Origin of the sequence: Polymorphobacter fuscus (assembly GCF_011927825.1) — a bacterium.
GTDB lineage: Bacteria > Pseudomonadota > Alphaproteobacteria > Sphingomonadales > Sphingomonadaceae > Sandarakinorhabdus > Sandarakinorhabdus fusca.
The window spans coordinates 79,741-104,955 of record NZ_JAATJI010000001.1 but is presented as its reverse complement, the minus strand read 5'-3'; the positions used below and the strand labels follow the sequence as shown (position 1 = coordinate 104,955).

At 66.3% G+C, this 25,215-nt stretch carries 29 protein-coding genes and 1 pseudogene; 17 read left to right on the top strand and 13 right to left on the bottom strand.

Annotation, left to right across the window (positions count from 1 at the left end; all coding sequences use genetic code 11):
* The first annotated feature begins 10 nt into the window (after positions 1-10).
* The 7 genes from GGQ62_RS00530 to GGQ62_RS00500 are packed head-to-tail and all read left to right on the top strand — an operon-like array spanning position 11 to position 5,423.
* Positions 11-1,156 carry an ABC transporter permease gene (locus GGQ62_RS00530; protein ID WP_243445991.1) on the top strand — a complete coding sequence of 382 codons (1,146 nt, stop codon included), beginning with the start codon at positions 11-13 and terminating at the stop codon, positions 1,154-1,156.
* Positions 1,156-1,953 carry an ABC transporter ATP-binding protein gene (locus GGQ62_RS00525; protein WP_152576982.1) on the top strand — a complete coding sequence of 266 codons (798 nt, stop codon included), beginning with the start codon at positions 1,156-1,158 and terminating at the stop codon, positions 1,951-1,953. Before GGQ62_RS00530 ends, GGQ62_RS00525 begins: the two co-directional genes overlap by 1 nt.
* Positions 1,954-2,919, top strand: coding sequence for an MlaD family protein (locus GGQ62_RS00520; RefSeq protein WP_152576983.1), 966 nt, complete (start codon positions 1,954-1,956; stop codon positions 2,917-2,919).
* A complete protein-coding gene (locus GGQ62_RS00515) occupies positions 2,916-3,524 on the top strand; it encodes an ABC-type transport auxiliary lipoprotein family protein (protein WP_152576984.1) in 609 nt (202 codons plus the stop codon). The genes GGQ62_RS00520 and GGQ62_RS00515 overlap by 4 nt, the downstream gene beginning before the upstream one ends.
* A 60-nt stretch (positions 3,525-3,584) precedes the next feature.
* Positions 3,585-4,529, top strand: a complete 945-nt coding sequence (locus tag GGQ62_RS00510; protein ID WP_152576985.1) for an alpha/beta hydrolase — start codon at positions 3,585-3,587, stop codon at positions 4,527-4,529.
* Positions 4,526-5,011 (top strand): RNA pyrophosphohydrolase, encoded by a 486-nt coding sequence (locus tag GGQ62_RS00505; RefSeq protein WP_152576986.1) that lies wholly within the window; start codon positions 4,526-4,528, stop codon positions 5,009-5,011. Before GGQ62_RS00510 ends, GGQ62_RS00505 begins: the two co-directional genes overlap by 4 nt.
* Positions 5,012-5,015: 4 nt before the next feature.
* Positions 5,016-5,423: a DUF1810 domain-containing protein gene (locus tag GGQ62_RS00500; RefSeq protein WP_152576987.1), complete on the top strand. Its 408-nt coding sequence runs from the start codon at positions 5,016-5,018 to the stop codon at positions 5,421-5,423.
* A 97-nt stretch (positions 5,424-5,520) separates the two neighbouring features.
* Here the strand turns inward: GGQ62_RS00500 and GGQ62_RS00495 are convergent, their stop codons facing one another.
* The 3 genes from GGQ62_RS00495 to thiS form a co-directional block, all read right to left on the bottom strand.
* A complete protein-coding gene (locus GGQ62_RS00495; RefSeq protein ID WP_152576988.1) occupies positions 5,521-6,231 on the bottom strand; it encodes a nitroreductase in 711 nt (236 codons plus the stop codon).
* Positions 6,232-6,277: 46 nt separating this feature from the next.
* A complete protein-coding gene (locus GGQ62_RS16165) occupies positions 6,278-7,474 on the bottom strand; it encodes a ScyD/ScyE family protein (RefSeq protein WP_152577106.1) in 1,197 nt (398 codons plus the stop codon).
* A 151-nt stretch (positions 7,475-7,625) separates the two neighbouring features.
* On the bottom strand, positions 7,626-8,603 hold the full coding sequence (gene thiS, locus GGQ62_RS00485; RefSeq protein WP_152576989.1) for a sulfur carrier protein ThiS: 978 nt from the start codon (positions 8,601-8,603) through the stop codon (positions 7,626-7,628).
* Positions 8,604-8,681: 78 nt separating this feature from the next.
* On the opposite strand from thiS, the gene aroQ reads away from it, so the two are divergent.
* From aroQ to aat, 4 genes are all read left to right on the top strand, one after another.
* Positions 8,682-9,125: a type II 3-dehydroquinate dehydratase gene (gene aroQ / locus GGQ62_RS00480; protein ID WP_152576990.1), complete on the top strand. Its 444-nt coding sequence runs from the start codon at positions 8,682-8,684 to the stop codon at positions 9,123-9,125.
* Between the two features lie 33 nt (positions 9,126-9,158).
* Positions 9,159-9,638: an acetyl-CoA carboxylase biotin carboxyl carrier protein gene (accB, locus tag GGQ62_RS00475; RefSeq protein ID WP_152576991.1), complete on the top strand. Its 480-nt coding sequence runs from the start codon at positions 9,159-9,161 to the stop codon at positions 9,636-9,638.
* A gap of 5 nt (positions 9,639-9,643) precedes the next feature.
* Complete coding sequence (gene accC, locus GGQ62_RS00470; RefSeq protein WP_424022211.1) at positions 9,644-10,996, top strand: acetyl-CoA carboxylase biotin carboxylase subunit; 1,353 nt, start codon at positions 9,644-9,646, stop codon at positions 10,994-10,996.
* 108 nt (positions 10,997-11,104) lie between these two features.
* Entirely contained in the window at positions 11,105-11,821 is a 717-nt protein-coding gene (aat, locus tag GGQ62_RS00465) for a leucyl/phenylalanyl-tRNA--protein transferase (protein WP_152577107.1), read from the top strand.
* 35 nt (positions 11,822-11,856) lie between these two features.
* Here aat and GGQ62_RS16155 read toward each other — a convergent pair.
* From GGQ62_RS16155 to GGQ62_RS00445, 5 genes and pseudogenes are all read right to left on the bottom strand, one after another.
* Positions 11,857-12,006: pseudogene (locus tag GGQ62_RS16155) on the bottom strand (DUF2155 domain-containing protein); the annotation flags it as partial.
* 247 nt (positions 12,007-12,253) lie between these two features.
* Positions 12,254-12,766 carry an outer membrane lipid asymmetry maintenance protein MlaD gene (gene mlaD / locus GGQ62_RS00460; RefSeq protein ID WP_152576994.1) on the bottom strand — a complete coding sequence of 171 codons (513 nt, stop codon included), beginning with the start codon at positions 12,764-12,766 and terminating at the stop codon, positions 12,254-12,256.
* Complete coding sequence (locus tag GGQ62_RS00455) at positions 12,766-13,179, bottom strand: NADH:ubiquinone oxidoreductase subunit NDUFA12 (protein ID WP_152576995.1); 414 nt, start codon at positions 13,177-13,179, stop codon at positions 12,766-12,768. Before GGQ62_RS00455 ends, mlaD begins: the two co-directional genes overlap by 1 nt.
* A gap of 61 nt (positions 13,180-13,240) precedes the next feature.
* Complete coding sequence (locus tag GGQ62_RS00450) at positions 13,241-13,684, bottom strand: DUF192 domain-containing protein (RefSeq protein WP_152576996.1); 444 nt, start codon at positions 13,682-13,684, stop codon at positions 13,241-13,243.
* A 19-nt stretch (positions 13,685-13,703) separates the two neighbouring features.
* Positions 13,704-14,303 (bottom strand): cold-shock protein, encoded by a 600-nt coding sequence (locus GGQ62_RS00445; RefSeq protein WP_243445992.1) that lies wholly within the window; start codon positions 14,301-14,303, stop codon positions 13,704-13,706.
* A 202-nt stretch (positions 14,304-14,505) separates the two neighbouring features.
* Between GGQ62_RS00445 and GGQ62_RS00440 the strand changes: the two genes are divergently transcribed.
* Genes GGQ62_RS00440 through GGQ62_RS16520 form a run of 3 tightly spaced genes read left to right on the top strand, consistent with a single transcriptional unit; the run spans position 14,506 to position 17,646 of the window.
* Complete coding sequence (locus tag GGQ62_RS00440; protein ID WP_152576997.1) at positions 14,506-15,105, top strand: SRPBCC family protein; 600 nt, start codon at positions 14,506-14,508, stop codon at positions 15,103-15,105.
* 1 nt (position 15,106) lies between these two features.
* A complete protein-coding gene (locus GGQ62_RS00435; RefSeq protein ID WP_152576998.1) occupies positions 15,107-16,069 on the top strand; it encodes an XdhC family protein in 963 nt (320 codons plus the stop codon).
* Positions 16,066-17,646, top strand: a complete 1,581-nt coding sequence (locus GGQ62_RS16520) for an NTP transferase domain-containing protein (protein WP_152576999.1) — start codon at positions 16,066-16,068, stop codon at positions 17,644-17,646. Before GGQ62_RS00435 ends, GGQ62_RS16520 begins: the two co-directional genes overlap by 4 nt.
* On the opposite strand, the gene GGQ62_RS00425 is transcribed toward GGQ62_RS16520, so the two are convergent.
* Entirely contained in the window at positions 17,643-18,272 is a 630-nt protein-coding gene (locus GGQ62_RS00425; RefSeq protein ID WP_152577000.1) for a hypothetical protein, read from the bottom strand. The two genes, GGQ62_RS16520 and GGQ62_RS00425, sit on opposite strands and share 4 nt — an antisense overlap.
* Before the next feature lie 337 nt (positions 18,273-18,609).
* Between GGQ62_RS00425 and GGQ62_RS00420 the strand changes: the two genes are divergently transcribed.
* Entirely contained in the window at positions 18,610-19,629 is a 1,020-nt protein-coding gene (locus GGQ62_RS00420) for a sigma-54 interaction domain-containing protein (protein ID WP_152577001.1), read from the top strand.
* 5 nt (positions 19,630-19,634) lie between these two features.
* On the opposite strand, the gene GGQ62_RS00415 is transcribed toward GGQ62_RS00420, so the two are convergent.
* Positions 19,635-19,916, bottom strand: coding sequence for a DUF2188 domain-containing protein (locus GGQ62_RS00415; RefSeq protein WP_152577002.1), 282 nt, complete (start codon positions 19,914-19,916; stop codon positions 19,635-19,637).
* A 117-nt stretch (positions 19,917-20,033) separates the two neighbouring features.
* On the opposite strand from GGQ62_RS00415, the gene GGQ62_RS00410 reads away from it, so the two are divergent.
* A complete protein-coding gene (locus GGQ62_RS00410; RefSeq protein WP_167649414.1) occupies positions 20,034-21,554 on the top strand; it encodes a M20/M25/M40 family metallo-hydrolase in 1,521 nt (506 codons plus the stop codon).
* 55 nt (positions 21,555-21,609) lie between these two features.
* Positions 21,610-21,882 carry a DUF3175 domain-containing protein gene (locus tag GGQ62_RS00405; protein WP_152579215.1) on the top strand — a complete coding sequence of 91 codons (273 nt, stop codon included), beginning with the start codon at positions 21,610-21,612 and terminating at the stop codon, positions 21,880-21,882.
* A gap of 42 nt (positions 21,883-21,924) precedes the next feature.
* On the opposite strand, the gene GGQ62_RS00400 is transcribed toward GGQ62_RS00405, so the two are convergent.
* The 3 genes from GGQ62_RS00400 to GGQ62_RS00390 form a co-directional block, all read right to left on the bottom strand.
* Entirely contained in the window at positions 21,925-23,928 is a 2,004-nt protein-coding gene (locus GGQ62_RS00400; protein ID WP_167649413.1) for an acetyl-CoA carboxylase biotin carboxylase subunit, read from the bottom strand.
* A 103-nt stretch (positions 23,929-24,031) separates the two neighbouring features.
* A complete protein-coding gene (locus tag GGQ62_RS00395; protein ID WP_167649412.1) occupies positions 24,032-24,355 on the bottom strand; it encodes a UrcA family protein in 324 nt (107 codons plus the stop codon).
* A 336-nt stretch (positions 24,356-24,691) separates the two neighbouring features.
* Positions 24,692-25,171, bottom strand: coding sequence for a DUF2269 family protein (locus tag GGQ62_RS00390; protein ID WP_152579031.1), 480 nt, complete (start codon positions 25,169-25,171; stop codon positions 24,692-24,694).
* Between the last annotated feature and the right edge of the window lie 44 nt (positions 25,172-25,215).

Genomic DNA, 25,215 nt, shown 5'->3' with positions numbered 1-25,215 from the left:
ACTGACATTAATGACGATGCCAATGATCGAGGATAGCGCTGTCGGAGATCCCCGTTCGCCTGGGGAATCGCGCCGCATCGCCGTGACCGGCGACCTGACCATGGCGAGCATCGGCAGCGTCGTCGGACCGCTGCGCGCCATTGAACCGGCCGGCACCGAACTTGCGCTCGATCTCGGCGGCATCGAGCGCATCGATACGGCAGGTGCCTGGATCATCCATCGGATGGTCAAGGACTGGAGCGCCGCCGGCGTCCCCACGCACGTCGAAAATGCCAGCACCGAGGCCGAACGGCTGATCGCGACCGTCGCCGCCAACGACGCCCGGGTGTCGCGCCGCGAACCGCGTGGCAATGTCGTCATCGATCGGTTGAGCCGCATCGGCGCCGCCATGGTGGCAGCCGCCAACAACATCGGCCTTTTCCTGGCCTTTCTCGGCCAGACGCTGGTCGTGCTGGCGGGAACCGTGGCCGGCAAGCGCTCGTTGCGCTGGAATGCCTTCATCCACCAGTGCGAAGCGATCGGCGTCTCGGCGCTCGGCATTGTCGGCCTGCTGCTGTTCCTTGTCGGCATGGTCGTGGCCCAGCAGGGTGCCGTGCAGCTGCGCCAGTTCGGTGCCGAGGTGTTCGTCGTCAACCTTGTCGGCCGCTCGATCGCGCGCGAACTCGGGGTGCTTTTGACAGCGATCATGGTCGCCGGCCGGTCGGCCTCGGCGTTCGCCGCACAGATCGGCTCGATGAAGCTCAATCAGGAAGTCGACGCGCTCGAAACCATCGGCCTGTCGCCCATCGAAGTCCTGGTGATCCCCCGTGTCGCCGCGATGGCCTTGATGATGCTGCTGCTCGGCTTTTACGGCATCGTCATGGCCATCCTCGGCGGTGGCCTGTTCGCCTGGGTGTCGCTCGACATTCCCCCCAGTGCCTTTTTCGGGCGCATCCAGGAAGTCACGCCGCTGTCCGACCTTGTCATCGGGCTGATCAAGGCACCCGTGTTCGGGGTGATTATCGCCATGATGGGGTGTTTCCAGGGGCTGCAGGTCTCGGGCAACGCCGAATCAGTCGGCGAACGCACCACCCGCGCCGTGGTCGAATCGATCTTTGCCGTCATCGTGATCGATGCGTTCTTCGCGGTGTTCTTCTCCGCCCTCGGATTCAACTGATGCTGTCCCCTATCCTTCCCGATGACGCTGATGTGGCGATCCGCGTGCGCGGGCTGCGCAATGCCTTTGGCGACCAGGTCATCCATGACGGGCTCGATCTCGATGTTCGCGCCGGGGAAATCATCGGCATCGTCGGTGGTTCGGGAACCGGAAAGTCGGTCTTGATGCGCGCGATCATCGGTCTGCAGCGGCCGGCGGCCGGCACCATCGAAATCTTCGGCGAGGATGTCGCCGAACTCGACGCTGCCGCTGCACGGGACCTGCGCCGACGTTGGGGCGTGCTGTTCCAGGACGGGGCGCTCTTCTCCTCGCTGACGGTCGCCGAAAATGTCGAGGTTCCGATGCGCGAATTTCTCGGCCTGCCCGAAGCGATCATGGACGAACTCGCCGGCTACAAGGTCGCCATGGTCGGACTGCCCCCGGAAGCCGGCCCGAAATTCCCCAACGAGCTGTCGGGCGGCATGCGCAAGCGGGCCGGCCTGGCCCGTGCGCTTGCCATCGACCCGCAGCTGCTGTTTCTCGATGAACCGACCGCCGGGCTCGACCCGATCAGCGCTGCCGCGTTCGACGACCTGATCCGCGAGCTGCGCGACGCGCTCGCCCTGACGGTCTTTCTCATCACCCATGACCTTGATACGCTGCACGCGATCTGCGACCGCGTGGCGGTGATCGCCGACCGGAAGGTTCTCGCCGTGGGGACGATACCCGAACTTCTGACCTTCGATCACCCCTGGGTGAAAAGCTATTTCACCGGGCCCCGCGGCCGTGCCGCGCTCTCCGGCAAACAGGCGGCCTGAATGGAAACGCGCAGCAACTATGCCATCGTCGGCGCCGTCGTCGTGGCCCTCGTCGTCGCCATGTTCATCGCCGTGCTGTGGCTGGCGCGCTTTGCCGGCGCCGATGACCAGCGTTTCGACATATTCTTCAAACAGTCGATCAGCGGCCTCGCCATCGGCTCGCCGGTCGCCTTCAACGGTGTTCCGGTCGGCAAGATCGACGAAATCAAGCTGCTGCCGGACACGCCGCAATATGTTCGCGTCCGCATCAGCATCGCCGAGGATGTCCCGGTGCTGAAGGGCACCACCGCCGCTGTGGAAGGCGTCGGCTTTACCGGCGTCAGCCAGATCGCGCTGTCCGGCGCCATGCAGGGGGCGGAGCGGATTACCGCACCCGGTCCCTATGGCGTCCCCGTCATCCCGCCCCGGGTGGGCGGCTTCGGCGCCCTGCTCGCCAGCGCGCCCGAACTGCTCAACAATGTCTCCAAGCTGACGGAACGGCTTGGCGAGCTGCTCAACCCCGCCAATCGCAACTCGCTCGGCAATATCCTGAAGAACGCCGATCGCGTGTCCGGCGCACTAGCAGACCGTGCGCCGGAGATTGCCGATACGATCGTGGAAGCGCGTGCCACGCTGCGCGCCGCGACGGCAACGCTGGCCCGGTTCGAAGGTCTGGCGGGCAGCGCCCAGGACATGATCGACAAGGACGGCAGGCCTTTGATTGCGGACCTGCGCCGCACCGTGCAATCGGCCAATGCCAGCCTCGCCCGGGTCGATGCGCTGACGGCAGCGGCACAGCCGGGGGTCGAAACCCTGACCACCGAAACCCTGCCCGAAGCCAATCGCCTGATCCGCGACCTGCGCGATGTCACCACCAGCCTGGGCGCCGTGGCGGCCAAGCTTGACGAAGACCCGGCCGGCGCACTCATCGGCGGCCGCAATCTGCCCGATTATTCGCCGCCCAAGCAAGCTGAGGACACGAAATGAAGTCCGCGATCGTCCTTGCGCTGTCCTGTGGCGCCCTGCTCGCCGCCTGCGGTCCGCTCGTCCAGATCGGCGGCAACAGTCCGCCGGCGCAATCGCTGCTGGTGCTGTCGGCGACCACCCCGCCGGCGCCCTATTCCGGCGCGACCCCGGCCAGCGCCACCGTCGGCGTCGAGATTCCGGCCGTGCCGGCGACCCTGCAGACGCTGCGGCTGCCGGTCGATACCACTGCGACCGAGGTCACCTATCTCGTCGGCGCCACCTGGGCCGAACAGCCCAACCGCCAGTTCCAGCGCCTGCTCGCCGACACGATGACGGCCAAGGGCATTGCCGTCGTCGATGCCCGCCAGGTCCGCACGCCGCCGGTGCGATCGTTGACCGGCACGCTGCGCAGCTTCGGCCTCGACGTCACCGACCCTGCCAACCCGGTGGTGCGCGTCCGCTACGATGCCCAGCTGTCGGGCAATCGCACCGCCACCAATGTCATGCTTCGCCGCTTCGATGCGGTCGAGCCGGTGGCCGTCCAGACTCCGCTCGCGGTCGCCGCCGCCCTCAACCGCGCCGCCAACCGCGTCGCCGTCGATGTTGCCGGCTGGGTCGCCGGCTGACCCTTTGCGACCGGCGCACCGCCGCCTAGAGTGATCAAAACACCACGGGGAGACGTCACCATGCCTTATGTTCGTGCCGATGTGCAGAACCTGCTTGCCATGCTCGCGGCCCAGCCGGGCCCGAAGATGGAGGACGGCGATGCGCCGACCGCGCGCGCCGCGATGACGATGATGATGCAATTGGTCGAAGCGCCGCGGCCGGACATCGCCGAAACGAAGGACCTTGCCATCCCGGGGCCGGCCGGCACCATTCCCGCCCGCCTTTACCGCAACAGCCTCGCCACCGATCCGGCGCCGGTGCTGGTCTTCTATCATGGCGGCGGCTGGGTGATCGGCGACGTCAACGTCTATGATTCGCTCTGCGCCGAAGTCTGCCGCACGCTCAACATGACGGTCGTGTCGGTCGATTATCGCCTTGCCCCCGAACACCCCTTCCCTGCGGCTACCGAGGATTGCCTTGCCGCCACCGCCTGGGTGGCCGGCAGCCCCGCCGAGATCGGCCACCCGGTCTCCGGACTGGTGCCCGCCGGCGACAGCGCCGGCGGCAATCTGGCGGCAGTGATCTCACAGGAACAGCACGGCAAATTGCCGGTGCCCATCCTGGCGCAATGGCTGATCTATCCCGCGACGGACATGACGGCGACCACCGGATCGATGATCGATTTTGCCGATGGCTATCTGCTGACCGCCGGCACCATGGAATGGTTCACGCGCCATTACATGGGCGACCAGGATCTCACCCACCGCTGGGCATCCCCGCTGCTGACCGAAAGCCTTGCCGGCCAGCCGCCGACGCTGGTCTATACCTGCAGCCTCGACCCGCTGCGCGACCAGGGGCGCGCCTATGCGGCCAAGCTGACCGCCGCTGGTGTCCGCACCATATTCCGCGAGGCCGAAGGGCAGATCCACGGCAGCGTCACCCTGCGCGGCGGCATCCCCAGCGCGCAGGACGACCTTCACAAGAACCTGCGTGCGCTCAAACTTCTCATCGACGAGGCTGCATGACCACGACACCGCGCGCGCACCCCTCCGGCCTGCCCTATCGCCCGGGGGTCGGCGTCCTGCTGTTCAACGACGAGGGCAAGGTCTTCGTCGGCCAGCGCCTCGATTCCAAGCTCGAGGCCTGGCAAATGCCCCAGGGCGGCATCGACGACGGCGAAGACGCGCAGACCGCGGCGCTGCGCGAACTGGAGGAAGAAACCGGCATCCCGTCGCACTTCGTCGAGATCATCGGTGAAACGCCCGAGTGGCATTATTACGATCTGCCCGAGGACATGATCGGCACGGTGTGGAAGGGCCGATATTGTGGTCAGCGCCAGAAGTGGTTTGCCATGCGCTTCCTGGGTTCCGACCGCGACGTCGCCATCGAGACCGAGCATCCCGAATTCAAGGCCTGGCGCTGGGCGACCGTCGACACGCTGGTCGACATGGCGGTGCCGTTCAAACGTCAGCTCTATGCCGATGTGATCGGCATCTTGGCGCGATAGGCGGATGTCGCTCGACCGCTTCGTCGAAGCCCAGGCCGATGGCGTCTACGAAACGGCGCTTGCCGAACTGGTCGCCGGGCACAAGCAGGGCCACTGGATGTGGTTCATCTTTCCGCAGCGCAAGGGCCTGGGCGTCAGCCAGAGATCGAATTTCTACGGCATCGATTCGCTCGATGAAGCAGCGGCCTACCTCGCCCATCCGCTGCTCGGACCACGACTGCTTTGCTGTGCCGAGGCCATGCGGGGCCATGCCGATCGCGGCGCCGTAAGCGTCCTCGGCACGGTCGATGCCGCCAAATTCCAGTCGTGCCTGACCCTGTTTGCCCGGGTGCCTGGCGCACCGCCGCTGTTCGCGCAATTGCTTGACGATTATTTCGGCGGTGTGCGCGATCCCCGAAGCCAGGCCGATTGATCTGGTCCGCCACTGACTCGCCCAAAGTCCCAACCACATCGGCGCTGCCAGAATGGCGGGCCGGGATGCCGCATTAAACCGCAGCAAGCAGGCCGGGTCAGTCGTCGAAGCCGACGAACACCGCCGCCTCGTCGACGGACTTGCGTTGCGAAACCACGGCATTGGCCGGAAAGTCATCGTCGGGCCAGCCCATCGCGACGCAGATCATGATGACCTGGTCGTCGGCAATGCCGGCATGCTCGCGCACCACCGGCGATTGCATGATGCCCTGGCTGTTGATGACACAGCCCAGCCCGCGCGACCAGGCAGCGTTGACAAGCGCGTTGGTAACGGCACCGCAGTCGAACGGCCCGATGTCGCCGCCGTGCACCGCCCGGTCATAGGTGACGACAATCGATACCGGCGCGTCGAACTGGCGGAACCCGCGCAACACCCAATCGCGCCGCGCGGCCTGGTCGTGGCGTTCGATCCCCATGGCGCCGAACAGTTGCTTGGCAATGCCGACCTGTCGCTCGCGGTGAACTCCGGCATAGTCTTCCTGCGCCCGAAACTCGCGCGACGACGGCACGCCGGCCAGGTTGCGCTCGGTATTGCCGGCCCGGATACGATCGAGCGGCGCCCCGGTGACGACGGTGAAGTTCCACGGCTGGGTGTTGAGCGACGAAGGCGCCCGCAGTGCCAGCGCAAGGATCTCGCGGATCAGCGCCTTGGGCACCGGCTCAGGCCGAAACCCGCGAATGCTGCGCCGGCCCATCACCACCGCATCGAAACTGGCAACATCGAAACCGGCGGTCGCGTCCGTCGTCATCGCATATCGTCCCTGCCAGCCCGACGCCATGCGCGTCCGGGCGCAGTTAGCGAGCCGCAGTCGCCGCCGTAAAGCCTAGCGAATCTGCCCGGCGGCGCCGCAGCGCGCCCCCGACCATGCCGAAGCCGGCGATCAGCATCGCCCAACTGGCGGGTTCCGGTACCATGCTGATCCGCACGACCTCACCGATGCCGGCCGCGGCGCTGAAGTTGGTGATGTAGAAACTGCCATCGGCACCGATTTCCAGCCCGGTCGGCGTCACCAGCCCACGGCTGAAGATCGTCGAACGCGTGCCATCGGCGGCAAGCCGGATCAGCGCGCCATCGGTCCCGGGCCCGAGCAGGCCATCGGCATCGAGTTCCAGAACGTACAGGCTGCCATCGGCACCAAAGGCGATGTCGGTGATGTTGGTAAAGCCGGTGCCGAAGACCGACACCGCGCCCCCGGGCGTCACCTGGTACACCCGTGCTGCCCCGGGGGTGAAGGGAAAGCCTGTCAGTTCGGCGACATAGTAGTTGCCGTCGGGACCGATGGCGATGCCGGTTTCCACCGAATCGCTGGGAAAGCCACCGCCGATGTCGCGGCCCGGAAAGCTCGCGACCAGCCCGACGCTGCCGTCGTCGCCGACCCGCAACAGGGCGTTGGCGCCGGCATCGGTGACCAGAAAGCCGTCGGAAAGACGCGCGACATGATAGGGGTTGCTGTCGACCGGGCCACCGGCGGGATTGTTGGCGCCTTCATAAGCCGAGACATCGGCAACGCTGGCCGGTGCGCCGCCGCCAGTAAAGCGCAGCACGCTGCCAAGGTTTCGGGCCGCGGGGGCAGAACCGAGCGCGCCGATGCGCACCGCGGGGTCGGCGCCCAGGCCGGTGACGACATAGCCCGTGCCATCGGCGCCAAAGACGATGTCCTGCGGGCCGGCCGTCTCGCCAGTCACTGTCGAAGACAACGACGGCAGGCCGTTGACGATGCGTGCCTGGCTGCCGCCGTCATAGCGCGAGATCGACCCGGTTTCGCCGAACCGATATTCGACGCCGCGAATGATCGTCGTCGGCCCGGTGCCGCCCGGATCGAGAAAGCCGCCCTCTGCCACATAAAGGGCACCGTCACCGCCGAACGCCAGCCCGCGGGGGTTGTTGAGCCCGGTCATGATCGTCGATGCCGCGTAACCGGCAAAGGCCGGGCCGGCCGCGAGAAGCGCCAGCGATACCGCAGCGATACGGTGGAACATGGCCAGACCCATCGATCTTCCCCCTGTTCAAGGCGGACACAGCCGCCCGGCGCACGCACGCGCCTGTGTTTACGAACGTGAAATGATTACCACGGGCGTGCGAAGGCGATCAAGCGAAGGCGCAGCCAGGTCTGCCGGCAATCGCCTGCCAAATATGAGAGGTTCAGATCAGGCCTGCCAAGGGGCTCGACGGGTCGGCATAACGCCGCTTGCCCATCCGCCCTGCCAGATACGCCAGCCGGCCACTTTCGACGCCCAGCTTCATCGCGCGCGCCATGCGGACCGGGTCCTTCGCCTCGGCAATCGCCGTGTTCATCAACACGCCGGCGCAGCCCAGTTCCATCGCCGCCGCTGCGTCCGACGCGGTGCCGACGCCGGCATCGACCAGCACCGGCACGCCGGCCCCCTCCACGATCATGCGGATGGTCACCGGGTTCTGCACACCCAGGCCCGATCCGATCAGGCTGCCGAGCGGCATGATCGCGCACGCCCCCAGATCCTCCAGCCTTTTTGCAGCGATCGGATCGTCGGCGCAGTAAACCATCACGTCGAAGCCGTCCTTGACCAGCACTTCGGTGGCTTTCAGCGTCTCGGCCATGTCCGGATACAATGTCCGCGCTTCACCCAGCACCTCCAGCTTGACCAAGTTCCACCCACCGGCCTCGCGCGCCAGCCGCAGCGTGCGCACGGCATCGTCGCCGGTAAAACACCCGGCGGTGTTGGGCAGATAGGTGTATTTCTTGGGGTCGATGAAATCGGTCAGCATCGGCTGGCCCTTGTCCATGACATTGACCCGCCGCACCGCAACCGTCACGATTTCGGCGCCCGACGCCTCCACCGCCGCGGCATTCTGCGCAAAGTCCCTGTACTTGCCGGTCCCGACGATCAACCGCGACCCGAAGGTCCGCCCGGCGACCGACCAGCTGTCCGCTTCGCCCTGCCCACCGCCGACAAAATGCACGATCTCCAGCCGATCGCCTTCTCCAAGCGTCACCGTGCCGAAGGTCGACCGCGGCACGATCTCGAGATTGCGCTCCACCGCCACTTTGGTCGCATCCAGCGCCAGCTGGTCGAGCAGCGCGGCAATGCTGGTGCCGCTGGAAACGCGGTGCATGGCACCGTTGAGCGTGAGGCTGATCATTCCTGCCATATGGGAGATGCCAGCCGCGCTTGGAAGACTTCGCGTGGCATTTGCCGCACCCGCGGCTATAATCGCGTCATGTCGTCCAACCTGATCCTCGTCCTCAACGGCCCCAACCTCAATCTTCTGGGCAGCCGGGAACCCGAGATTTATGGCCATGACACGCTCGACAGCATCGCCATGATGCTCGAGGATCAGGCGGCCGCGCTGGGCCTGGAGATCGACCTGCGCCAGTCCAACCACGAAGGCCATCTCGTCGACTGGCTGCACGAGGCCGGGTCACGCCAGTGCCTCGCCGTCATCCTCAATGCGGGCGCGTTGACGCATAGCTCGATTGCACTGCATGATGCCATCAAGGCCATCCCGGTCCCGGTCATCGAAGTGCATCTGTCCAACCCGCACGCGCGCGAACGTTTCCGCCATCGCAGCTTCATCAGCGCCGTCGCGCGCGGCACCATCAGCGGCTTCGGCGCCCGCTCCTACGCCCTGGCGCTGGACGCGGCGGCGCAGTTGCGGCAATAGCGTTTCTTCCGGGGCTCTCACTTAGGAATAATCATGCCAGAAGGCAGTGGAATTCAGGTTGATACTGCGCTCGTCCGCGAACTGGCCGAGCTGCTTGAATCGAGCCACCTGACCGAGATAGAAGTCAAGGACGGCGATCGCACCATCCGCGTGGCGCGCACTGCTGCCGCCGTGACCCAGGGTTTCGCACCGGCGCCCAACTGGGGTCCGGCACCAGCACCTGCGGCGGCCGCCGCTGCGGCCCCGGCCGCGCCTGCCGCCGATGACTGGAAATCCCATCCCGGCCTCGTCAAGTCGCCGATTGTCGGCACTGCCTATCTGACCCCGGAGCCCGGCGCGCCCCCGTTCGTCGCCGAAGGCGCCAGCGTCGTGGCGGGCGCAACGCTGCTCATCATCGAGGCGATGAAGGTGATGAACCCGATCACCGCGCCCAAATCGGGCAAGGTCGTCAAGGTCCTCATCCGCAGCGAGCAGCCTGTCGAATATGACGAACCATTGGTCGTGATCGAATAATGGCCATGTTCGGAAAGGTCCTGATCGCCAACCGCGGCGAAATTGCTCTGCGCGTCCATCGCGCCTGCCGCGAAATGGGCATTCGCACCGTCGCGGTCCATTCGACCGCCGACGCCGATGCCATGCACGTGCGCCTGGCCGATGAAGCGATCTGCATCGGGCCGGCCTCGGCAACCGACAGCTACCTCAACATCCCGGCGATCATTTCGGCGGCCGAGATTGCCCAGGCCGATGCCATCCACCCGGGTTATGGCTTTCTCAGCGAAAATGCGCGCTTCGCCGAGATCGTCGAGCAGCACAAGATCGTCTGGATCGGCCCCGATCCGGAACATATCCGCAAGATGGGCGACAAGATCGAGGCCAAGCGCACTGCTGCCATGCTCGGCCTGCCGCTCGTCCCCGGCTCCGACGGCCCGATCACCTCGACCGAGGAAGCCATCAAGGTTGCTGACGCCATCGGCTATCCGGTGCTGGTCAAGGCGGCGTCGGGCGGTGGTGGCCGCGGCATGAAGGTCATCCACGATGCCGCGTCGCTGCCCGGCCTCGTCCAGCAGGCCAAGTCCGAAGCCAAGGCGGCCTTTGGCGACGACACCGTCTATATCGAAAAATATCTGTCCGAACCGCGTCACATCGAATTCCAGGTTTTCGGCGACGGCAAGGGCGGTGCCGTCCATCTGGGCGAACGCGATTGCTCGTTGCAACGCCGCCACCAGAAAGTCCTCGAAGAGGCGCCTTCGCCCGCGCTTAATGCCGATCAGCGCGCCGAAATGGGCGAGATCGTCCGCCAGGCCGTCGCCAAGCTGAAATATCGCGGCGCCGGTACCATGGAATTCCTCTACGAGGACGGCAAATTCTACTTCATCGAGATGAACACCCGGCTGCAGGTCGAACATCCGGTGACCGAGGCCGTCACCGGCCTCGACCTCGTCCGCGAACAGATCCGCATCGCGGCCGGCCTGCCGCTGAGCGTCACCCAGGACCAGATCCGTTTCGAAGGCCATGCCATCGAATGCCGGATCAACGCCGAAGATCCGTTGACCTTCGCGCCATCGCCCGGCCGGGTCACCGACTTCCATGCACCCGGCGGCCTGCATGTCCGCGTCGATTCGGCGCTGTACGATGGCTATCGCATCCCGCCCTATTATGATTCGCTCATCGCCAAGCTGATCGTCTACGGCGCCAATCGCAACGACGCCTTGATGCGCCTGCGGCGTGCTCTGGAGGAATTCGTCATCCATGGGCCGAAGACAACCATTCCGCTGCAGCAGGCGATCATCGAAGCCCCCGACTTCATCGATGGCAATTATTCGATCAAATGGCTGGAGCGCTGGCTGGCCTCGCGTGCCGGCGAAGGCTGACGCGGCCATCGCGAAGCCGGATCGTCAACACATGCCACTGGCGCCGTTCGCGCGCTTGCGGCATTTGAGAAAAGGCGCCGCGTCGGGGAGTCGCTGCCGTTGACCCAAATGCTCAAAACGCGCCTGGCGCCGGAAACCCTGCTGCGCGCCTATGCCAGCGGCATTTTTCCGATGGCCGACAGCGCCACGGCCAAGGACGTGTTCTGGGTCGAACCGAAGCGCCGCGGCGTGCTGCCGCTCGACGGCTTCCACCTGTCGAAAAGCCTCGCCAAGACGTTGAAATCGGAACGCTTCACCCTGACGGCCGACAGGGCGTTCGACGAAGTCCTCGACGGCTGTGCCGAACCGGTGCCGGACCGCACCGATACCTGGATCAACCCGCTGATTGCGGAGGCCTATCGCACGCTCCACACCAGCGGACACGCCCATTCGATCGAGGCATGGACGGCGGACGGCGCGTTGGCCGGCGGCCTCTATGGTGTCCGACTGGGCGGCGCCTTTTTCGGGGAAAGCATGTTCACCCGCGTCCGCGACGCCTCCAAATGCGCGCTGGCGGCGCTGGTGGCGCGGCTGCGGGTCGGCGGCTTCACGTTGCTCGACACCCAGTTCCTCACCGATCACCTCGCCACTTTCGGGGCGCGCGAGATTACAGCGCGCACCTATCGCGGTCAGTTGGGCTCGGCGCTGGGCGTGACAGCGGACTTTTTCGCGTTCGACGGTTTCGCCGCCTCGCCTCTCGCGGCGCCGCCGACGCTGCCCGCGGTCACCGTATCGGGGCCGGTTTCGGGAAACCGCATCGTGCAGCTTTTGACCCAGATGTCATAGCGCGCATGTTCGAGCGGATGCAGCGACGGGCTTTCGGCAAACATCCAGCCTGAATAGATGCGCTTGGGTGCGGCGCGCCCGATGCGCTCGTCGATCAGCAGAAAGGCACCGGTCAGTTTCTGCTCCCACGGCGGGGTCGTCTCGCAGGTGCGCACAATGACGCGCAGCGCGCCGAAATCGAACATTTGGCCGGGGTTGCCGACAAAGCTGCGGTTTTCGCCGGTGCGCTTGTCGATGGCGCCGATGGTGACGACACGCTCGGCGTTGGGGGTCAGGCCCGCCCCGCGTTTCGTGGGATTTGCCGGCGGCTGGGCGACTGCCGTCGCCGGCGGGGCGCTGGTATCCGCAGCCTGCGGCCGCGGCGCCTGTGCAACTGCCGGCGCGGCCAGCAGCACGGCGATCATCGCCGCCGTGGCAGACTTCCTTGCCATGCTATTTCGTCGGTGCCCCCGCGGCCGGCTCGGTTGCCGGCGCCGCCGCCGGCGCGTCGCCGCCCGATTTGTTGACGAAGCCCCCGATCAACGCCATCAGGTCGGTCGCCCCCGAGGTTTCGATGATTTCCTCGCCCGGCTTCAGCATCATTTCGTCGCCGCCTGGCGTCAGCGCGATGAAGGTGCCGCCCAAAATGCCTTCGGTGGTGATGGCCGCACTCGAATCAACGGGCAGTTTCAACCCCTTGTCGATCGACAGGTCGAGCACCGCCTGGAAGCTCGACGGATCGAGGCTCTGCGCCGCCACCTTGCCGACGCGAATGCCCGCCATCCGCACGTCGGTGCCAGGCGAAACCCCGGCGACATTGGTGAAACGTGCCTTGACGACATAGCCATCGGCCGTGCCGCCGGCCTGGGTGCGGCCATAGGCAAACACCACAAAGCCGATCGCGACGATGACGACGACGAGCCCGATCACCGCCTCGACGACATTTTCCTTGAACAGTGCGCGCATCAACGGCTCCCTGCATCGGGGCTGGGATCACCAGGGCTCCAGGCGCGATAATCGCCAGTCGTCCGCGCGCGCTTGCCGCCCACATCGAGACTGCCCGACGGGACGTGCGCCGCGGCGGTGCCCGTCGCATTGGGCGTCCACGGCCGTTCCCACACCCGCGGCGTTGCGGGTGCTTCGGACGGCGGCAGCGCCACCGTCTTGTGCATCCACAAATGCCATTCGGGCGGGATCCGCGTCGCTTCCGGCGTGCCGTTGTAAATCACCCAGCGACGCTCCGCCCGCCCGGTGCCGCTACGATAATAGATATTGCCTTCGCTGTCGCGACCGACTTCACGGCCGGTGCGGCGCGTCATGATGCGCGTGCCGAGCCCCGGCCCGTTCCACCAGGTGAAAATCCTGTTCAGCAGTTCCATCGGCTTCCTACACTCCAACGGCGACAAAAGCGCAAGTCCGCTGCCGCCTCCCGGCCCAGCCTCAACCCGCCACCTTGTCGCCCGGTTTCAGGCCGATCCGTTCCGCCTCGCCGGCGTTGAGTTCGATGACCCGCGCCGTGACACCACCCGAATCGATCAGCGTGCGCGAAAAGGGCACCCCGTTGCCGATGCTGACCACGCGGGAATCGGGCCCCACGAACACCAGGTCGAGCGGCAGCGGCGTGTTTTCCATCCAGAACGACGCCGGGCGCGGCGGTTCGAACGGGAACACCATGCCGACCTTGCGCGGCATGGCACGGCGGAACATCAGGCCGCACTGCTGCTGGGCCGGCGTCGCCGCCACTTCCAGCTTGTAGGCAAAGCGCCCCTTGGCTGTCGTGAAGGTCACGGGCACGCGCGACAGCCCCTGGTTGGGGCAGTCCGCCGGCGCGGCGGCGGCGGGAACGGCAACGATCAGCGCCGCCAGAACAAGGCATGTCTTCATGGCGGCGACTATGCCGCGGTCAATCGGGACTGTCGATTCCGGCCTCGGCTTCGATGAGCACGGCAAGGGGCCCCTTGTGTCCCGGCGCGACGCGTGCGCGCAGCGGCTGGCCCGGAGTCAGCTCCACCAGCCCGGCCCGACGGACGGTCTCCATATGCACGAAAATATCCTCGGCCGAATCCGGCCGCACGACAAAACCATAGCCTTTCAACCGGTTGAACCACTTTACCAGCACCGGTTCGAACGGCCCGGCGGCGGCGACCATCGATCGCGGATCGGTGCGATCGGCGGCACGCGCCGCGGCGCTTTCCGGATCGGGGCCGATCGCAGTCGTCAGGTCCATGCTCAGGATGCGCCGGGCCTGGCGACCACGGTCGCGTGCCACCACGGCACAGGTCAGCGACGCACCCTCCGGAAGGGTGCGGCGACCGGCTTCGCTGACCACCGAAAAATGCAGCAGCACATCCTTGCCCTGGCCATCGGCGGGCACGAGAAAGCCATAGCCGCGCACCGGGTCGAACCATTTGACCCGTCCGGCAACAATTATCTCTTCGTCCGGTGACCGGACAGCGGCACCCATATCGGCGCCGACATCAAGCCCCCCCCCGGCCTCGCTCATCACGTCCCCCTTACGCACTCCACCACGGAACACAGCGATTGCCACTGTGTAACACGGCGGCGATACTGACTAGACCATGGATAGGCCCATTGTTGCAACATGGTGTGTGCTGTTTGTTCCACATCCGTCGCCGACTCTGGCCACATTTCCCGCGCACAGCTAAGACCAAGGCCGCACGACGACGCGAAAGGCCATATCACGCATGGAACTCAACGGAGAGGTCAGCATCGCCGCACCGCGGGCACGGGTCTGGGCGGCGCTCAACGATCCGGCCGTGCTGGCGCGCTGCATCGATGGCGTCGAAAGCCTGGACCGTGTCGCAACCGATGCCGGCGAACGCTTCGAAGGCCGGATGAATGCCCGCGTCGGCCCGGTGCGCGCCACCTTCACCGGCCATGTCGCCATCTCGGATGTCGACGCGCCGCAATCCTATATCCTCACCGGCGAAGGCAAGGGCGGCGTTGCTGGCTTTGCCAAGGGACAGGCGCGCGTCTCGCTCACCGAAGCAGCCGCCGAAACCACATTGCTCGCCTATCAGGTCACGTCCAGCGTCGGCGGCAAGCTGGCCCAGCTTGGCGCGCGGCTCATCGAGGGCGCCGCCAAGGGCTATGCCGACACCTTCTTTGCCCGATTGAAATCCGAGCTGGAAACGCCGCCGGCAACCGCCGAGGCGCCGACGCCGCCGCCCGAGCCTGTGGTCATCTCGCCGGCTGCGATCCCGGCAACCGGCCTGTCGCCCTATGTCTGGGGTGGTGGCCTGGTCCTTGTCGTCCTCGCATTCCTGCTCTGGCAATGGTCGTGACATGGTGACACCCGTTGGCGACGACCTTGCCACGCTGCGCACCGCCGCCGGCTGGCAGCAGGCGGGGCATCGCGTCGCCATCGCCACGGTCATCGAAACCTGGGGGTCGGCGCCGCGGCGTCGCGGCAGCATCCTGGTCATCCGCGACGATGGCCTTTTCGAAGGATCGGTGAGCGGCGGTTGCGTCGAAGGCGATGTCATCACCGAAGCCCGGGCGCTGCTCGCCGAAGGCACTCCAGCCCGGCGGCTCGACTATGGCGTCGCCGACGAAACCGCCTGGCAGGTCGGCCTTGCCTGCGGCGGCCGCATCAGCGTCCTGGTGCAACCACTTGCCGATACCGGCTTTCCGATCACCGTCATCGATCGCCTGTCCGCGGCCGCTGCCGCCGGCGATGACGTCACGCTCGCCATCGACCTTGCCAGCGGTGTGACCCGCACCGACAGCACCGGCGAACTGTTGTTCCATTGGCCGCCACCGCGCCGGCTGGCGATCATCGGTGCCGTCCACATCGCCCAGGCGCTTGTGCCACTGGCGCAAGGCCTTGGCATCGCTGTCACCGTCATCGATCCGCGCGGGCTGTTCGCTGCCGATGCCCGCTTTGCCGGCCTCGATCTCGATCGTCGCTGGCCTGACGAGGCGCTCGCCGAATGGCGCCCCAACGCCGCCAGCGCCGTCGTCGCGCTGACGCATGATCCAAAGCTCGACGATGTCGCGCTAGCGGCAGCGCTTGATTCGCCGGCCTTCTATATCGCGGCGCTGGGCAGCCGGAAAAACCACGCCCGCCGCTGCGAACGGCTGGCGACAATGGGGTACGACACCGCCGCCCTGGCGCGCATCCATGGGCCGGCCGGGCTCGATATCGGCGCTGCCGACCCGGCCGAAATCGCGCTCAGCATCGCTGCGCAACTGACCGCCAGCTGGCGCGCGGTCCATCCCGGCAAGGTCGCGGCCGCCGCTGCATGATCTTCGCCAGCACTGCCATCGACGCGGCCGTCGGCGGCATTCTTGCCCATTCGCGCCGCCTGGGCAGCGCCCGCTGGGCCAAGGGTCGCATCCTGTCGGAGGCCGATATCGCCGCCGCCCGCGCCGCCGGCATTGCCGAACTGACCATCGCCTGCCTCGCCGCCGATGATGTGGGGGAGGATGCGGCCGCCACCCGCCTCGCCGCAGCACTCGCCGGCGCCGGTTGCCGTGCGCTCGCCGCCAGCCACGGCCGCGTCAACATCGCCGCCACCCACGCCGGGTTGTGCCGTATCGATGGCGCCATGGTCGCCGCTGTCAATGCCGGCACCGAGGCCCTGACGCTGGCGACGCTGGCGCCCGATACCCGCGTTGCCGCGGGCGAGATCGTCGCGACGATCAAGGTCATTCCCTATGCCGTCGGCGCGGCCGACCTCGGCGCCGCACTGGCCAGCGCGACACCGATCGCCGTCGCCGGCTTTCGCCCGCTTGCCGCAACGCTCATCCAGACCCGCCTGCCCGGCCTGTCGGCCAAGATGCTCGCCAAGACCGCGCGGGTGACAGCCGATCGGATCGTCGCGCTGGGTGGCACGCTGACCGAGGTCGACCGTTGCGCCCATGATGCCACCGCCCTCGCCGCCGCGCTGCGCCATGCCCCCGGTGACTTGCTGCTCGTCGCCGGCGCCTCCGCCACGGTCGACCGCGGCGATGTCATTCCCGCCGCCATCGTCCGCGCCGGCGGGGAGGTTGAGCGGCTTGGCATGCCGGTCGACCCCGGCAATCTCCTGTGTCTCGGCAGCCTCGATGGGCGCCCCGTCATCGGCCTGCCCGGCTGTGCCCGCAGTCCGAAGCGCAACGGCTTCGACCTCGTCATCGAGGCGCTTGCCGCCGGTCTCCCGGTCACCGCCGCCAGCATTGCCGCGCTGGGTATCGGCGGGCTGCTGCCGGAAGCCGAGCGCCCCGAACCGCGCACCGGTCGCACCGGCGCCCCGCGCTGCACCGGCGCCATCGTGCTCGCCGCCGGCCGTTCCAGCCGCATGGGCCAGGATCACAAGCTGCTCGCCGACTGGCAGGGCCGGCCACTGGTCACCCATGTCGTCGATGCGATCGCCGCCGCGGGGCTGCCGCCGCCCATCGTCGTCGTCGGGACGCGCGCCGACGCGGTGCGTGCCGCACTCTCCGGACGCGATGCCATTTTCGTCTTCGCCGATGACCATGATCTCGGCCTCGCCCATTCGCTGCGCGCCGGGCTGGCCGCCGTGCCACCGGCATGGGACGCGGCGCTGGTCTGCCTCGGCGACATGCCGCGCGTCGATCCGGCAACGCTGCGAAGCCTCGCCGCCGCCCCCGGCGACGTCGCGCTGCCGGTTCGCGACGGCAAGCGCGGCAACCCGGTGCGCTGGTCGCGCCGGCATTTCGCGGCGCTGATGGCGCTGGAAGGCGATATCGGCGGCAAGGCCCTGATTGCCGCCTTGCCGACGCCCCCGACCGAAATCACTGCGCCCGACGATGGGATTTTCGACGATATCGACACGCCGGCGGCGCTGGCCGCCCTGCGCGCGCGGCCGAGCGCGCTTTAGCGCATGGCAAAGGCCGCGTTGAACGCGCGCAGATACTGCATCATCGCCGATACCGTGTCGTGCGACAGGTCGATATAGCTGCGGCGCGCGTCGCCCGGGTCAATGTGGCGCTCGAACAGCCCCGCTTCGGTCAAGCTGCGCACCCAGCGCAGCGCCGTCGTCGTCGGCACCGCCGCTGCGATGCACAGGCTGGACACCGGCACCCTTTTGCTTTCCAGCCGTGCCGCGACGAGGTCGAGCAGCATGTCCCACGCCGGGTCAGCAAAGATCTCGGCGGGAAAATAACGGTCGCGATCGCGGCGCAGCTTGATGATCCGCCGCACCAGCGCCGCGTCGACACCCCGCGCAGGGAGGCTCATCTCGCGTTCCGTCGCCGCCAGCCGGGCCAGTTGCTCGGCGATCCGGCTGGCATCGGCCGAAAGCGCGTTGATCGTCCGCGCCGTGCCGTCCGACATGTCGGCGACGGCAAAGCCATCGGTCCGGCGCGTCGCGCGGCGCAACACCGCCATCCGCACCGCATCGTCATCGCCCGGCAAGACAAACCCGTCGGCCGCGTCGAGCCACGGGGTCGAAACCGGCGAATCATTATCGGCAAGGCTCAGAACCAGTGGCAGGCCGGATGCCATAACATCGTCCAGTCCCAATGCCGCCAAATCGCCGCTTTCCACCAACCAGCAGTCGGCTGTGCAAATAGAAGAGGATTCAACAACTTGCAGCGAAATGTCAGACGCAGAATGCCCATTTGGCGATTTGCGGCCAGGCCTTACGACGCGCAGCGGCGATCCGTAATGTCCATTATGGTTCCAACCATCGGCATGGCCTCGGGGATCGACTGTCATTTCGGCGATACTTCCATGTGACTTCGTTCGTCCTTTACTGAACTATGAACTGCAAGCTGTTGGAGAGGAATGGCAAGCTTCGGGTCGCGTGTTAACAACTGATTTATAATAATCGGACGCCATCATGAAGACTAGGCACGGTACATTTCCGACGCAATTGGCGACGCTTGTCGGCAACAGCAACGCCATCGCCAATATTCGCAACGAAATCGAAACGCTCGCGGATTCGCATGCGTCGGTCCTCATCACCGGCCCGTCGGGCTCGGGCAAGGACGTCGTGGCCCAGCTGCTGCACCAGCGCAGCCGCCGCGCAGCGCATCCCTTTGTCGCGCTGAATTGCGCCGCCGTCGCGCCCGACCTGCTGGAAAGCGAGATGTTCGGACACGAGGCCGGGGCCTTCACCGGCGCCCTCAAGGCGCGCGCCGGCCGCTTCGAGGCAGCGCATGGCGGCACCCTGTTCCTTGATGAGGTCGGCGACATGCCGCTGGCCATGCAGGCCAAGCTGCTGCGCGCCCTGGAGACCCGCGTGGTCGAACGCGTCGGCAGCATGTTGCCGATCGCCGTCGATGTCCGGCTTTGCGCCGCCACCAGCATCAACCTGTTTGCCGCAATCGATCGCGGCGCTTTTCGCAGTGACCTTCTCTATCGGCTCGATGTCATCCGCCTCGTCATGCCGGCACTTGCCGACCGGCCGGAGGACATCCCGCTCCTCGTCGCACATTTCACCGCGCAGTTGCCCGGCCCGGCGGTGACATTCGACGATGACGCGCTCGCGTTGCTGATGGCCCAACCCTGGCCTGGCAACGTCCGCGAACTCAAGAATTTCGTCGAGCGGGCTCAGGCACATCACCCCGGCGGCCGCATCGACGCCGATCGCGCCACACGACTGCTGCACCGCGACAGCCCGACAACACCGCGCCGCACCACACCGCCACCGCCGCCTCCGCCGCTCCCAAGCATGCTGCCTGCGGGCAATATCGACCTCAAGACGATCCTGTCGAGCATGGAACAGGCCTATATCGTCGAGGCGCTGCAAGCCTCGGGCGGCGCCATTGCCGCCTCTGCCAAACGGCTCGGCCTGCAACGCACGACCCTGATTGAAAAGATGCGCCGGCTGCACATCCCGCCGCACGGCCAGGCCTGAACGCGTTATCCCGCTGGTGCTGCGTCCTTGCCGCCCGGATCATCGCCGAAGGTCCACGCAATGCGGAACTGCATCGGCAGCGTTTCGACCAGCACCTGCGTGGCGTGCCCCGCCTCACCCGCCTTTTGTGCCGTCTCGATTGCCACACGGGTCGCGTCGCCGGCGTCGGCATAATAGCCGTAATTGACGCCGGCGAGGTTGATCCGCCACTGGCTGCCATCGCGGATCACCGAATAACGCGTAATCGGCTGCGCGGGCGGTTTCGCAGTCGGCGGGACAATCTTCATCGCTGGACACCTTCGGTTCGCTGGCTGGTGATTTCGGCATGGCCGATGCGCGCGTCAAGTGGCTGGACAGCAAGGGATCGCGTCCCGATAGTCGGCGCTTGCATCTGGGGGCCCTGCATGACTGATTTCACCACTGACCGCCGCGCGCTGCTCGCCGGTGCCGCACTTATCGGCGGCGGTCTGTTCCGCCCCGGCGCGGCCCTCGCCGCCAGCGGCGACCTGGCCGCCATCCGCGCCACCGTCGACAAGCAGCTGCCCGAAAACACGGCGCGCATCCAGGACTGGATCAAGCACCCCGGCATCGCCGCCGAAAACTGGCAGATGGACGCCGCCTGCGACTATACCATGGGCCTGCTCAAGGACGCCGGCTTCCAGACAGTCCGCAAGGTTCCGACCAAAGGGCAGCCGGGCATCTTCGCCACGCTCGATGCCGGCGCGCCGCGGACCATGGGCATCTATTTCATGTACGATGTGAAGCAGGTTAACCCGGCCGAATGGACCACGCCGCCGTTCGACGCGGTGCTGACCGACAAGCCCGGCTTCGGCAAGGTCATCGTCGGCCGCGGCGCCATCAACCAGAAAGGCCCCGAAGCGGCGTTTCTTGCCGCACTCCACGCCATTCGCGCCTCGGGCCGGAAGCTGCCGGTCAATCTGGTGCTGGTGGCCGAAGGCGAGGAGGAAATCGCCTCCCCCAATTTTCACCAGATCGTCCAGACGCCCGATGTGCTCAAGGCGCTCAAGACATGCGAAGGCGTCGTCATCCCCAGCGCCTGGCAAACGAGCAACGGCGCTGTCCAGATCAACCTGGGCGCCAAGGGCCCGATGGAGTTCCAGCTTGTTTCCACTGGCGCCAAATGGGGCCGCGGCCCGGCCGGCGACGTCCATTCCTCCTATCACGCCAGCGTCGACAGCCCGACCTGGCATCTGGTCCAGGCGCTCAACACCCTCGTCAGCCCCGATGGCCATACCCCGACGATCGACGGCTGGTTCGACAATGTCCGTCCGCTGACGGCGCGCGAAAAGCAGCTCATCGCCCAGACCGCCGCCGGCAACAGCGAGGCCGAGGCCAAGAAGGCGCTGGGCGTCAAGGTCTGGATCAACGACGAGCCGTGGCAGGCGTCGCTCGAACGCCTGGCATCGCAGCCGACCGTCAATATCCAGGGGCTGGTCGCCGGCTATACCGGCCAGGGCGGCAAGACCGTGTTGCCGGGCCGGGCCGAAGCCAAGCTCGAATGTCGCCTCGTTCCCAACCAGACCTTCAAGGAGGCCGAAGCCAAGCTGCGCGCCCATCTCGCCAAGCGCGGCTTCGGCGATATCGAGGTCAATGTCTCGGGCGGTTACGACCCCACCGAAACCGCCGAAGACAGCCGCGTCATCCGCGCCCAGCAGGCCGTCTATTCGCGCTTCGGGGTACCGCAGACACTCAACCCGCGCCTTGCCGGCTCCTGGCCCGGCAGTGTCTTCACCCAGCCACCGGTCAGCCTGCCCGCCGGCCAGTTCGGCCTCGGCCACGGCAGCGGCGCCCATGCCCCGAACGAATATTTCGTCGTCGAATCGAGCAACCCCAAGGTCCAGGGTCTCGCCGGATCGACGATGAGTTTCGTCGATTTCCTGTACCAGATCGCGTCGGTCCGCTGAACCCGACCGACCGTTTGGCGGGTTCTTCTTTTCTGCACCGGCAAAGGAACCCGCCATGGTCGACAAATGGTCACAGGACGTCACCGAACATTCGGACGCACTCGATGTCGAAGAAGGCCTGTTCACGAAGGACGACCCTGCCGCCATCGCCCGCGGGCTGAAACAATCCGCCGAAGCAAGCCATCGTCGCAAGGGCACGCCGCTGCAATCGACGATGGGCATGCTGACCTTCTATATCAACCGCGCAGGCCATAATCTGCCCAAGGCGCAGCTGCAGGTGCTCGAAGCTGCCAAGGGCGAACTCCACAAGCTTTTCGACAAGGATTGATGCGGGACTGGTCCGCGCCGCAGCGGGCCGACCGCGATGGCCTCAGCTCGCAAATTCCAGGATCACGGCATCGACCGTGAGCGAATCCCCCGCCTTGGCGAGCACCTTGCCGATGGTGCCGGACTTTTCGGCACGAAGGATATTCTCCATCTTCATCGCCTCGACCGTCGCCAGCTGCTGGCCCGCCTCGACCTTGTCGCCCTCCGTCACCGCCACGGACACGACCAGCCCCGGCATCGGGCACAGCAGGAACCGGCTCATGTCCGGTGCCACTTTCGGGATCATGTAGCGCGCCAGTTCGGCGGCGCGCGGGGTCAGCACCCGCACCTTGTGGCCGGCGCCGCGCGTGGTGATCTTCAACCCGCTGCCGGTTTTCTCCACTGTCAGGCTGCGCGCCACGCCGTCGATCTCGGCCTCGAACAGCGGCGAACCCACACGCCAGTCGGTGGATACGGCGACGTCGCGGCCATCGACCAGCACATCGAACCGCCCGCCATCGCCGCTGATGCTGACGGGCGTCTGGGTTCCGCCCATCTCGACCACCCAGTCCTCGCCATATTCGGCGCCGCTGCCCGACAATTGTCCGTCGATCAGCTGCGCGCGCTCGGCCTCGATCGCCTGCACGACGGCAGCGGCGGCGATGATCGCATCCGCCGTCGCGCCATCGGCAGCGCTGCCCTGAAAACCGTCCGGATATTCCTCGGCAATGAAGCCCGTCGTCACATTCTCGCCGGCCTGAAAGCGCGGATGTGCCATGATCGCCGACAGGAAATCGATATTGTGGCTGATGCCGCGGATGAAATAGCGGTCGAGCGCATCGGCCTGCGCGGCGATGGCCAGTGCCCGCGTCGGCGCCCAGGTGATCAGCTTGGCGATCATCGGGTCATAAAACATGCTGATCTCAGCGCCTTCGACGACGCCGGTGTCGATCCGCACCAGTGCCGGCCCCAGGCGACCGGGCTCGGGCGGCCGGCACGCCGACAGCCGGCCGATGGACGGCAGGAAGCCGCGATACGGGTCCTCGGCATAAACCCGGGTCTCGATCGCCCAGCCGTTCAGCTGCACATCGTCCTGGCGAAAGGGCAACGCCTCGCCGGCAGCGACGCGGATCATCAGCTCGACAAGATCGAGCCCGGTGATGCACTCGGTCACCGGATGCTCGACCTGCAACCGGGTGTTCATTTCGAGAAAGTAGAAGCTGCGGTCGGCGCCGGCGATGAATTCCACCGTCCCGGCGCTGGTGTAGCCCACGTTCTTGGCCAGCGCGACGGCCTGCTCACCCATCGCCTTGCGCATTTCCGGCGTCACGAACGGCGACGGCGCTTCCTCGACGACCTTCTGGTGGCGCCGCTGAATCGAACAGTCGCGCTCGTTTAGGTAGATGACATTGCCATGGGCGTCGCCGATAAGCTGGATCTCGATATGGCGGGGCTGCTCGACGAACTTCTCGATGAACACCCGGTCGTCGCCAAAGCTCGCCAGCCCTTCGCGGCGCGTCGCTTCAAAGCCCTCGCGGACATCGGCTTCGCTCCACGCCAGCCGCATGCCCTTGCCGCCGCCACCGGCGCTGGCCTTCATCATCACCGGATAGCCGATATCCGACGCGATGCGCACCGCATGTTCGGTGTCGTCGATCTCCCCGACGAAACCCGGAACCACCGAAACGCCGGCGGCAAGGGCGCGGCGCTTCGATTCGATCTTGTCGCCCATTGCGGCGATCGCCGATGCCGGCGGCCCGATGAAGGCAATGCCGGCAGCGCTCAGCGCTTCGACAAAACTGGCGCGCTCGCTCAGGAAGCCATAGCCAGGATGCACGGCTTCGGCGCCCGTCGCCAGGCAGGCCGCAACGATCTTGTCGGCGACGAGATAGGATTCCGCCGCAGGCGAAGGCCCGATGTGCACCGCCTCATCGGCCTCGCGCACATGCAGGGCATTGGCATCGGCGTCCGAATAGACGGCCACCGTGGCGATCCCCATGGCCCGGGCCGATCGAATGACCCGGCAGGCAATCTCACCACGGTTGGCAATCAGTATTTTCTTGAACACCAAGCGACCCCCATGCGGACAGGGGTTCTTCCATACCCGCCATGGCGCGACGTGCAAGGCCGCGCCGGCAACCCTCTTCTAATTGCGCGGGTCGATGCCCGGGCTAGTTGGTGGCGACACGGGGGCTGGTACGGGCCAGCAGACGGCGCAATTGCGGCGCGACGGCGGCCCGCGCTTCGGCACGACAGGCTTCCCTGGGCGCGGCAAGATCGCGTGACATGAATTCGACCGGACCGCATGCCTTGTTGATCGAATAATCAACCCGCCGCATCAGTTGCTGCGCGCCTTCCGGACTGGAAAGATCAAGTCCCCGCGTATCGACGTTGACGCTTTCGTACGTATCAGTCGGTCCCGCCAGAACCGGTATAGATGTCACAAGAACTGTCGCAGCGATGATGCACGATGCGAGGCGACGATTATTGGTCATTGCTACACTCCTCATCCACCAGCGTCGACGGTGTCCTGCCCGATTTCGTGGCAATGCCCGCCGGACCCTGAGTCGGTTCGAATATCGACGTTTCCGCCATGTGGGAAAATCTGCGCGTCTTTTGCGACGCGATCAAGCACAAACTGTCATATTAACGTCACGAAAAACGGGTATAGTACACCAGTGCGGTAGCTTATCGATTTCGACGGTTTGTCTTCATGCACTTACCGCGCCGCACCATTTCGATTTTTTTCGGCATCGTCAGCCGCCCGCGCGGCCTGTCGCAGCGCACCCCGACCAATTCCGATCGCGCCCGACGCTGCGTCGCGGCACGGATCAGAACGGTTTGGCGACCATCAGCCAGGTTGCCGCGACCAGCGGCACGGTGGAAACCAGGCCCCATGCCAGCCACCGGCGTGACTCGCGCCGATAGGCATCGGGCACGACGCCCCCCTGCGCAAACATGCGCGCCATCCTGGCCTGCCGCCGCTGGATCGGCACGATGACCAGCAACCAGATCAGCCCGGCGATGACGAACAGCCCCTGGCTCGCCAACAACCAGCGCGCGCCGATCAGGTCCCACCCCGCCATCGCCGCCATGCCATAGCCGCCGACCATGGTCAGCACGACGCCCCAGACCGTCATCGACCAGTCGGTGTAGGTCACCAGTTTCTGTGCAAAGCCAAGCACTTCGGCGCGTCCATCGCGATCGGCGAAAAACTTCCAGATCGCCGTCACGGTGATATTGCCCATCAGCATGACCACGCCGGTGATGTGGACGAATTTGAGCAGGTCATAAAGCGCAGGCGCGAGCATTGCCCACGCCATAGCGGCAGGCCGGCGCCGCGACCAGCGCCGCA